This window comes from Methylobacterium trifolii (genome assembly GCF_022179685.1).
GTDB lineage: Bacteria > Pseudomonadota > Alphaproteobacteria > Rhizobiales > Beijerinckiaceae > Methylobacterium > Methylobacterium trifolii.
In genome coordinates this window covers 1-9,517 of sequence record NZ_BPRB01000039.1, presented here as the reverse complement: position 1 = coordinate 9,517, position 9,517 = coordinate 1, and the positions used below count along the sequence as shown (strand labels likewise).

The window sequence follows — 9,517 nt, the reverse complement described above, 5'->3', positions numbered from 1 at the left end:
CAAGCGACTGTTTACACCCGCCTCGCGAGGATGGGTGACGAGGCGCGGGTCCCCTCTCTCGTGCGGGAGAGGGACAGGGTGAGGGATGCGACGTCTGCGGAGAAACCTGGGTCCCTCACCCCAGCCCTCTCCCGCACGGGAGAGGGGGCAGCCCAGCGCTTCGAACGACTTGTCCGGTTACGTTGCACAGATGTGTAAATCCGGTCGCCCGTACGGGAGAGGGAGCAAGTCGCGTCGGTTGCAAGCCATCGCCACGTCATATCGTGGTCCGGCGATCGGCGGCAGCGAGAATCGTCTCGCGGACGCCGTCGAGATCGGCGTAGACGTCCGCGTTCAGGATACGCAAGACGGCAAAGCCCGATCGCTCGATCGTCTCGGTCCGCGCAGCGTCCCGGGCGATCTCGGCCTCGGTGGAATGGGTCGCTCCATCGACCTCGACGACGAGTTTGGCTTCGAAGCAGACGAAGTCGGCGACGGAGATGCCGATCGGGACTTGGCGCCGGAACTTCAGGCCGTTCAGAGCTCGGTTTCGCAGCACACGCCAAAGCTTCGCTTCAGCGCCGGTCTGATCGCGGCGCAGGACACGCGCCCGGCCGGTTGATCGCCCCACCCTATGCCGCCAGAGCGAACCGATCCTCGTCCTCGCCGACCTCCGCCGCCATGAACTGGGCCCGGGCGAGTTCCGCGAAGCGGCCGTTCTGCGCCACCAACTCGTCGAAGGCGCCCGATTCGACGATCCGGCCCTCGTGGAAGACGAGGATGCGGTCGGCGTTGCGGATCGTGGCGAGGCGGTGGGCGATGACGAAGGTGGTGCGGCCCTCCATCACCGTCTCCAGGGCGGTCTGGAGGCGGCGCTCGGTGGCCGCGTCCAGCGCCGAGGTCGCCTCGTCGAGGATCAGGATCGGCGGGTTCTTGAGGAGCGCGCGGGCGATCGAGAGGCGCTGGCGCTCGCCGCCCGAGAGGGACCGGCCGCGCTCGCCGATGATGGTGTCGAGCCCGTCCGGCTGGCGGGCCATGAACGCGCTGGCCTGGGCGCGGTCGAGGGCGTCGAGCATCTCGGCGTCGGTGGCGTCGGGGCGGCCGACCAGAAGGTTCTCGCGGATCGAGCGGGCGAACAGCATCGGCTCCTGGAACACCACGCCGATGTTGTGGCGGAGCGAGGTCAGGCCGATATCGCGGATGTCCATGCCGTCGATGCGGATGGCGCCGGCGGCCGGGTCGAAGCTGCGGTGCAGCAGGCCGAGCGTCGTGGACTTGCCCGAGCCCGTGGTGCCGACCAGCGCCACCGTCTCGCCGGCGCGCGCCGTGAGGTCGATCCCGTCGAGGGCCTTGCGGCGGCCGTCGTAGGAGAAGGCCACGTCCTCGAAGGTGACCTCGCCCTTGAAGCGGGCGACCTGCACCGCCTGGGGCCGGTCGCGCACGGCGGGCACCGTGTCGAAGATCGCGAAGAACTCGGCGATCTTCGGACCCTGCTGGAACACGCCGTTGACGAAGCCGACCACGTGGTCGAGGCGGGCGACGAGGGCGGTGGCGAGGCTCATGAAGGCCACGACCTCGCCGACCGTGGTCGAGCCGGCCTGGTAGAGCATGATGCCGGTGATGAAGACGGCCGTCATGGTGATGGTGGCCGAGGCGCGCGTGGCCACGTTGGCCAGCGCCCACCAGGACAGGACCGGGATCTGGGCGGCCAGCAGGTTGCGGATGATGTCGCGCATCGCGTCCTTCTCCGCCTTGGCGCGGGTGAAGGACTGGATCACGGCGACGTTGCCGAGCGCGTCCGAGGCGTGGGCGGCCAGCCCCGAATTGTAGTGCTCGACCCGGCCCTGGAGCGTCTCGGTGCGGCGCATCACGAAGGTGGTGAGCGCAGTGAAGACCAGCACCAGCACCACGAGGATGGAGCCGAGCTGCCAGTTCACGAACAGGGTCAGCGGCAGCAGCACACCGAGAGAGACGAGGGCGGCGAAGTGGTCGCGGAAGAAGCCGAGCCAGAACGTCGCCATGCCGTTCGTGCCCTCCAGCATGGCCTTGAGCACGGTGCCGGAATGGGTCGAGGAGTGGAAGGCGAGCGGCAGGTCGAGGACGTGCTCGAAGTAGTTCGCCATGGTCGAGAGGCGGTTGCGGTGGGCCAGACGGTCCGCGTGCAGCGCGATGGCGACGCCAGCCACGATCGTGAAGAGGCCGAACCCCACCCAGGCGCCGATCAGCGGCAGCATGGTGGCGAGCCCGTTCCCGCCGCGCTTGAGGTGCGAGAGCTGGTCGATGATGCGGCCCATGATCAGGGGCTCGGCGAAGGCCGCGACCGCGAGCATGACGTTGGCGGCGGCCAGGCCCAGGGCCAGCCTGCGGTCGGAGCCCAGCAGGCCCAGGACGCGCGCGTAGAGACGAACCAGCGACATCTCAGCTCCGATACCGACCCCGGCGCGGCCCGTGTTGCCCGGTGCCTGCGCGATCCCCTTGTCCGTGCACCGTCCGGCAGGATCGGACGATCCCGCCGCGAGGAGGTTGGTTGCCGATCGGACCCCTGTCTGACGGGGTCCCCAACGTCCTGGTACGGAACGGCTTATGCCAGGGGCTGGCTGAACGGCGCATGACGGGTGCGCCCTACGGATGCCCCCGCCTTTACGGTTCGTTCAGCAAGATTTCCTAACGCCGTGACGGAGCCCGCCGCAAGCGGGCAAGCGGCCCGGTCCCTCCGAAATCTGCGTCCGGCAACGGTCTCATGGATCTGCGCCAGGGCGGTCGTGCAGGCAGACGGTGACGCTCCTCAAGGAAGCCCAGCCAACGCCGACGACCAACGGCCTGCCGTAACACCGGACGGGCCGGTCCCGACCATCAGTCGGGATCGGCACCGATCGGGATAGCGCAACCCGGACGGAATCCGGTACGCGCGCCTTACTTCTTCTCTCTGCAGGCTATCGGATTCACACATCTCGCGAGGATGGGTGACGAGGCGCGGGTCCCCTCTCCCGTGCGGGAGAGGGACAGGGTGAGGGATGCGACCTCTCCGGACAGACCTGGGTCCCTCACCCCAGCCCTCTCCCGCACGGGAGAGGGGGGCCGGGCGGCGCTTCGAGCGACCTGTCCGGTTCCCCTGCGCGGGCGTGTGATTCCGGTAGCCTCTGCGGACGAGGGATGCGCCCCGAACGCGATTCTTTCGGTACGGCGATACAGGACGCACGCCGATCATCGCACGGCTCCGACCGCCCGCAGGTAGCGGAGCGTGCCGGGGTTGAGGGCCTCCACCGGCACGGCCCCGACAAGGTTCTTCGGATCGATCTCCCGCCCTTGCGGGTGGCGGCGGGCCATCGCGTCGCCGGCGGCGGCCGAGGCTTTCGCCAAGCGCTCGGCGGATGCGGGGTCCAGTCCGGGCCGGGCGAGGACGAGGCTCCACGATCCGACCGTCGCGATCGGAAAATCCTGGCCGCGGAACGTGCCGGCCGGAACCGTCAGGCGGCGCAGCGAGCGACGCGTCGCCAGGACCCGGTCGACGGCCTGCGGGTCGGGCCCGAAGAAACGCGCCCCGCCGGGCGAGGCCGCGAGCGTGGTGAAGCCCGGCCAGCCGAGGCCCCCGCCCCAGAGGGCGGCGGCACGCCCCTGCGAGACCAGACCGGGGCCGTCGCCGGCCCGCTCCAGGTAGAGCGGCTCGATGTCGCGATCGGGATCGAGCCCGGAGGCCTGCAGCACCGACCGGCCCATGGCGGTGAGGCCGGAGTTCCGGGTTCCCAGCGCCACGGCCCGCCCGCGCAAGGCGGCGATGCCGGAGACCGGGCTGTCCGCGGGGACGACGAAGAGGCCGGGCGTCGGATACATCGGGACGACGACCGTGAGGCCCGATCCGTTTGCCGGCTCGGCGGCGAGCGCGTCGTAGGCGAACTCCCCCTGTACGAGCGCGAGGTCGAGGGCGCCCGCGCGCAGCAGGCGCAGGTTCTCGACCGAGCCACCGGTCGCGCGGAGTTCGAGGATCAGGCCGGGATCGACCTCGCGGATCGCCGCGGCCAGGGCCTCGCCGTAGGCCGGGAACCCGCCGCCGGGCGTGGCCGTGCCGAGGACGAGGCGAAGCTCGGGCTGCTGCGCCTGCGACGGCCCCGACAGGCAGGCCAGCAGGATCGCCAGGAGGAAGGCCCGTAGACGCATCGTGAGGTCCGGGTTCGCCGCCCGACGCCCCGCGGCGCGAGGCCGGCGGAAAAGACTATTTCGCGGTCAGCAGGGCCCAGTAGACCTTGTACTTGGAGCCCGGCGCGAAGGCGGTGGCGATGCCCATGCGGGTGGCCTTGGGGTCGAGCATCACGGCGTTGTGGGGTGGGCTGTCGCGCCAGCCAGAGAAGGCTTCGGCCAGGGTGTGGTAGCCCGCTGACAGGTTGGCGTTGGCCGAGGCGTAGCCGAGCCGCGTGATCGCGTTCCGCACGGTCTGCGCCTGGCTCGGCCGGTCGGCCAGCGCCATGGAGGCGGCCTCGGCCTCCGCCAGGCGCTGGAGATCGGGATCGAGGGCGAGCGCCGGCTCGCCCCGGTTGCGGCGATAGGCCGAGATCATGTCGCGGGCCGCACCCGTGTCGAGCTGCGCCGTGCCCGTCGTCAGCGGGAGGTAGAGGCTCGGCAGGGCCGAGGTCGTGCCGGTGACGTCGCCGGCGCAGCCCGCGAGCAGCGCGAGGCCCGCGATTCCGAGACATGCCCCGGCGATTCTGCCCACGGTCCCCGACATTCCCGTCCCCTGCCCCGTCCGTCCCCGCCGCGTCAGGCGCCGGCGCTGCGCCGGTTGCGGGCCGAGCGCATCGGCTCCGCCTCGTCCTCGCCGGGTGCGGCCGGCGGGAATCCGAAGCGGCCGGCGATCTCGCCCAACGCATCCTGCATCCCGTCCAGGCCCTGCACCGTGACGATGCTGGAGCCGGGACCGAGCGGCGGGATGAATCCCGCCTCCGATAAGGTCTTGAACACCGCAAAGTTCAAGTCCGTCTGGACCTTCAGGCCCAAGGTCACGTCGACGATCATCACCACGAGTTCGAATTCCAGGAACGGGTCGCCGATCTTGCGGAACACCACACGCGGGGCCGGGTCCTTGAGCACGTCCGGATGCGCCTTGGCGCAGTCCACGATCAGCTCGGCCGCCCGCACCGGGTCCTGGTTGCGCAGGACGCCGACCGTGATCGTGACCCGCCCGGTGCGGTCGCCCCGGACCCGGTTCTTGACGATGCCGGAGATCAGGTTCGAGTTCGGCACGATGACGGCGGAGCGGTCGAAGGTCTGGATCTCGGTGGAGCGGACCGAGATGCGCTTCACGATGCCCTCGCTGTCGCCGATCACCACCTGGTCGCCGACGCGGATCGGGCGCTCCCACAGGAGCAGCAGGCCCGAGACGAAGTTGTTGACGATCGATTGCAGGCCGAAGCCGATACCGACCGAGAGGGCGCCGGCCACGATCGTGAGCTTCTCCAGGCTGAGGCCGAGATAGGAGAAGGCCAGCGCCAGGGCGAGCAGGAAGCCGCAATAGCCCGACACCGTCGAGATCGAGTTGCGCAGGCCGGCGTCGAGGTCGGTGGCCGGCAGGTAGGTCTGCTCCAGCCAGCGCTGCACCGCGCGGGTGACGATGCCGCCGAGGATCAGGATGCCGACGCCGATGGCGATGGTGGACAGCGAGATCGTGACGTCGCCGACCTTGAAGCCGAAGAAGGCCGAGCGGATCGAGGAAAAGATGTCCGTCGAATCGAGTCCCCACGGCGCCAGCACCAGCAGCGCGGCCACCAGGATCAGCAGGACGCGGGCGGCACCCGTGGAGAGCACCGCGATCTGGTTCAGGGAGCGCTTGCGCAGGCCGGTATTGGCCTGGAGCGCCGTGGCGAAGCGGGTGTCGTCGGCGAGCGACCCGCCGATGAAGGCGTCCACGCTCTGGACCAGCAGGTAGAGCAGCACGAGGACGCTCGCGCTCCAGACCAGCTGGTCGATCAGGAAGGTGGCGAAGGAGACGTAGCCGACGACGGCAGCGATCCCGATGACGCCCACCGCCGCCCAGCCGATCAGCCGGGCCGGGCCGCCGATGCCGGTGGTGGTCTTGGTCGGCACGTAGGGGCCGAAGCAATCCTCCTCCTCCTCCGCCTTGTCGGCGAAGCGGTGGAGGCCGATGGCCAGGATCAGCACCATGGCCAGCGCGCCGATGCCGCGGGTGGCGATGGAGATCGGCAGCGCCGCCGAGATCCCGGAATTGAGGGCTTCGACGGACTTCACCACAGTGATCACCGTGGCGATGCCGACGGAGAGCCGCGTGACGCGGGAGGCGGCGGCATCGCTCACGGGGGCCGGCCGCCAGACCGGCTTCTCGGGGGAGAGCAGGCCGTCGCACAGGGCCTCGACGAAGGCGATGAAGGCGAGCCCGGCCAGGATCGCGCCCGCCACCGGCAGCAGGCGCGAGGGCAGCAGGTCGGTGGCGTCCAACGCGTAGTAGACGGCGTAGGAGCCGACTACCGCCGGGACGGTGCCCAGCAGCAGCACCCGCCAGGCCCCGAGCAGGGTCTGCCGGCGGGTGGGCGCGACCTCGGTCACGTCGCGCCGTCCGAAGCGCGGGGCGATGTTGCGCCGCCCGAAATACAGGGCCACCGAGATGCCGAAGGCAAGGCCAAGGAACAGCAGGTTCCAGAGCGTGCCGTTGCGCGAGAACAGCAGGAGGATGTCGGAGAGCGCGCTCTGGAGGGAGCGGGTGTCGCGGGGGATGTCGGCGGCCACGCGGGCCCAGAGGCTCGGGCCGACCAGGGGCTGCGAGCGGGCGAACAGGTCCTTGGTGAAGGATTCGCGGCGGCGGTTCGAGACCCGGTCGATGAGCTGGTCGCCCTGGACGAGGAGGGAGCGGGCGAGGCGCTGCGTCTCGTCGATGCGGGCGGCGGCGGCGTCGCGCTCGACCCGCTCCTGGGCGACCTCCGGGCTCTCCTCGGCGTCCTTGGGCTTGGGGCCGAGCTGGGTCAGGCGCTCGCGGGCGGCCTCGAGCGGCGCGTCGAGGCGGCCGACCAGGGTGCGGATGTCGTCGGTGATCGGGCCGACCCCGTCGCGGATCGTGGCGAGGTCGACGGCCGTCAGCTCGGGCCGGGCGAGCGCCTTCTCGCTCCGGTCGAGCTCGGCCTTGATCCCGTCGAGCTTGGTCCGGACCGCCTTGAGCTGCTCGGACATCTCGGGCTTGGGGGGCGCCGGCTTGGCCTCCGCGGGCTTGGCCTCCGCGGGCTTGGCCTCCGCGGGCTTGGCCTCGGCGGGCTTGGCGTCCTGCCCCGCGGCCGCGGGCTTGGCCGGGGCGGCGGCGGGCGGCGGGGCGGGCTGGCCCCAGGCGAGGCCGGGGGCGAGGGCGAGGGCGCCCAGCAGCGCCAGCACGGCCAGACGCGGGGCGTCGCGCAGCGGGAAGCGCGCGGTCTCGCGCGCAAGCGGGCGTCGGCTCGGGCGTGGGTGCATGGGCATCCTTGTTCGTCGGCCGCGAGGGGCCCGCATGGGGCGCGGCATCACCCGGACTTCGGAGGCCCGAGCGGCAATCGGGGTGCGCGGAGCCGGCAGGGACCGACGCTGCGAGACCCCGCGCTGTTGGCCGAGCAATAGGGCGAAAGCGTGCTGCTGCCCACCCGCGACGCGCAGGGCTGCCGCCCGCGGCAGCTGTGGGTGCGTCCCCGCGCGCGGGGGCGGCGGCTTCACAAGCCTGTCACCCTGATATTAGACTAAGGCTTGATGGACAGGGCCTTTTCGTCGTCACGCGAAGGGTTGCGGCCGATCGGTATGCCCGACCGGCCCCGCCGCCCGCCGGATGTCGCCACCCGCTCCGGCCGCCGGCCGCACCGGGGAGCCGGTCCGTTCCCGAGCCCGACCCGCCCGCATGCGCCCGGTCACCGCCCGATCGAACATGACGCCGGGACGACGCGAAGCACGGTTCCCGCGCGTTGTCCCGTCAGGCAGCCGTTCCGAGAGTCGCGCCGATGATGGATCTTCAGACGCTGGTGCTGAACGCCGACTACCGGCCGCTCTCCTACAACCCGCTGTCGTTGTGGTCCTGGAAGGACGCGTTCACCGCCCTGTTCCTCGACCGGGTCACCCTCGTGGCGAGCTACGACGTGGAGGCGCGCTCGCCCAGCCGCTCGCTCCCCGTGCCGAGCGTGGTCGCCCTCAAGAACTACGTCACGCTCGCCCGCAGCCCGGCCTTCACCCGCTACAACATCTACCTGCGCGACACCTTCAGCTGCCAGTATTGCGGCCTGCGCCTGCCCTCGGGCGGCCTGACCTTCGACCACGTCGTCCCCCGCTCGCGCGGCGGCCTCTCGACCTGGGAGAACGTCGTGGCCGCCTGCAGCCCGTGCAACCTGCGCAAGGCCAACCGCACGCCGCACGAGGCCGAGATGCCGCTCCTGCACGAGCCGCGCCGGCCGACGCGCTACGAACTGCACCACCGCCAACCGGAATTCGACCACCGGCAGTACCACCACACCTGGCTCGACTACCTGTACTGGGACAGCGAGCTCGACAGCTGACCACAGGCCCCCGCGATCCCGGTCCACGGGATGCGATGCCGGACGGGAGAACTCCGATGGCGGCACGGCACGGAAACGATCTCGTCCTCGCAGACCTCGTCACCGCGAATCCCGATGTGATGGCAGGACGGTACGTTTTCAGGAACACGCGCGTGCCGGTCGAGGTCCTGTTCGAGAACCTCGCCGATGGCATGTCGCTGGACGAGATCCTTCAGGAGTACGAGACCCTGGACCGGCACGATGTCGTCGCAGTGCTGGAACTGACCGCGCACACGCTGACGGGCGGCTTCAGGGCGGCATGAGGGTCGTGGTCGATGAAGGCGTGCCGCGGCAGCTCGTGCAGGCGCTTCGCGACCGCGGGATCGACGCCTCCCGTTTCCAGGGGCATTGGACGTCGAAGACGAACGGAGAACTGATCAGGGCCGTCGAGGCCGACGGCTTCGCCGTGCTCGTGACCAACGACAAGAACATCGCAGACCAGCAGAGCCTGAGGGGCCGCAACATCGCAGTCGTGGCGCTGCCTCACAACAGGCGCCGGCCGATCGTCGAGCGCGTCGACGACATCGCCGACACGATCCGGCGGGCCGAGCCGGGACAGCACGTCGTGATGGGCCTCGATGGAAGCCGGATGGTGGTTCGCGCGACGGCGACCGGCCCGGTCACGCAAGCCATGCCGGCCGTGCCGCCCTTCGATCTGCCTTGACGAGCCCGAAGGCGGGGGCGGTCCCATACGAAATCCGTTCGCTCGCTTCGCGATGCGGATTTCGGCTTCGCTCAAGCGCCGCGCGGGCTTCGCGAGACCGTGTCCGCTTCAATCAAGCGGACACGGTCTCACTCGCCGGGGAAGCGCGGCGGCGGCTCATTGTACATCGGCAGGTTGTTGTTGCGGGGCAGGTAGCCGCTGACGATGGGCGGCGGCCCGTAGGGCCGGCCGGCATAGGGCGGCGGCGGGCAGGGCCGGAGGTGCGGCGGCGGTCCGTACGGGCCCGGCGCGGGGCCGGCACGGCCCCCGCACCCGGCCGAGGCGGGCGTCG

Annotated in this window: 8 protein-coding genes and 1 pseudogene; 3 read left to right on the top strand and 6 right to left on the bottom strand. The window is 70.9% G+C overall.

Annotated elements, in window-relative coordinates; all coding sequences use genetic code 11:
- Positions 1–256: 256 nt before the first annotated feature.
- The 5 genes from COGEMETH_RS03460 to COGEMETH_RS03440 form a co-directional block, all read right to left on the bottom strand.
- Entirely contained in the window at positions 257–610 is a 354-nt protein-coding gene (locus COGEMETH_RS03460) for an endonuclease domain-containing protein (protein WP_238181230.1), read from the bottom strand.
- A 1-nt stretch (position 611) separates the two neighbouring features.
- Complete coding sequence (locus COGEMETH_RS03455; RefSeq protein ID WP_238181229.1) at positions 612–2,396, bottom strand: glucan ABC transporter ATP-binding protein/ permease; 1,785 nt, start codon at positions 2,394–2,396, stop codon at positions 612–614.
- A gap of 787 nt (positions 2,397–3,183) precedes the next feature.
- Positions 3,184–4,134: a TAXI family TRAP transporter solute-binding subunit gene (locus COGEMETH_RS03450; protein ID WP_238181228.1), complete on the bottom strand. Its 951-nt coding sequence runs from the start codon at positions 4,132–4,134 to the stop codon at positions 3,184–3,186.
- Positions 4,135–4,189: 55 nt separating this feature from the next.
- On the bottom strand, positions 4,190–4,687 hold the full coding sequence (locus COGEMETH_RS03445) for a CAP domain-containing protein (RefSeq protein ID WP_373875311.1): 498 nt from the start codon (positions 4,685–4,687) through the stop codon (positions 4,190–4,192).
- 44 nt (positions 4,688–4,731) lie between these two features.
- Entirely contained in the window at positions 4,732–7,428 is a 2,697-nt protein-coding gene (locus COGEMETH_RS03440) for a DUF3772 domain-containing protein (protein WP_373875310.1), read from the bottom strand.
- Positions 7,429–7,934: 506 nt separating this feature from the next.
- Between COGEMETH_RS03440 and COGEMETH_RS03435 the strand changes: the two genes are divergently transcribed.
- The 3 genes from COGEMETH_RS03435 to COGEMETH_RS03425 are packed head-to-tail and all read left to right on the top strand — an operon-like array spanning position 7,935 to position 9,186.
- Complete coding sequence (locus COGEMETH_RS03435) at positions 7,935–8,483, top strand: HNH endonuclease (RefSeq protein ID WP_238181226.1); 549 nt, start codon at positions 7,935–7,937, stop codon at positions 8,481–8,483.
- 56 nt (positions 8,484–8,539) lie between these two features.
- The gene (locus COGEMETH_RS03430; RefSeq protein ID WP_238181225.1) at positions 8,540–8,785 is read left to right on the top strand and encodes a DUF433 domain-containing protein; all 246 of its coding nucleotides are present in this window, start codon (positions 8,540–8,542) and stop codon (positions 8,783–8,785) included.
- Between the two features lie 20 nt (positions 8,786–8,805).
- Positions 8,806–9,186, top strand: coding sequence for a hypothetical protein (locus COGEMETH_RS03425; RefSeq protein WP_238181224.1), 381 nt, complete (start codon positions 8,806–8,808; stop codon positions 9,184–9,186).
- Between the two features lie 128 nt (positions 9,187–9,314).
- Here the strand turns inward: COGEMETH_RS03425 and COGEMETH_RS03420 are convergent.
- Positions 9,315–9,517 (bottom strand): annotated as a pseudogene (locus COGEMETH_RS03420) (hypothetical protein); the annotation flags it as partial.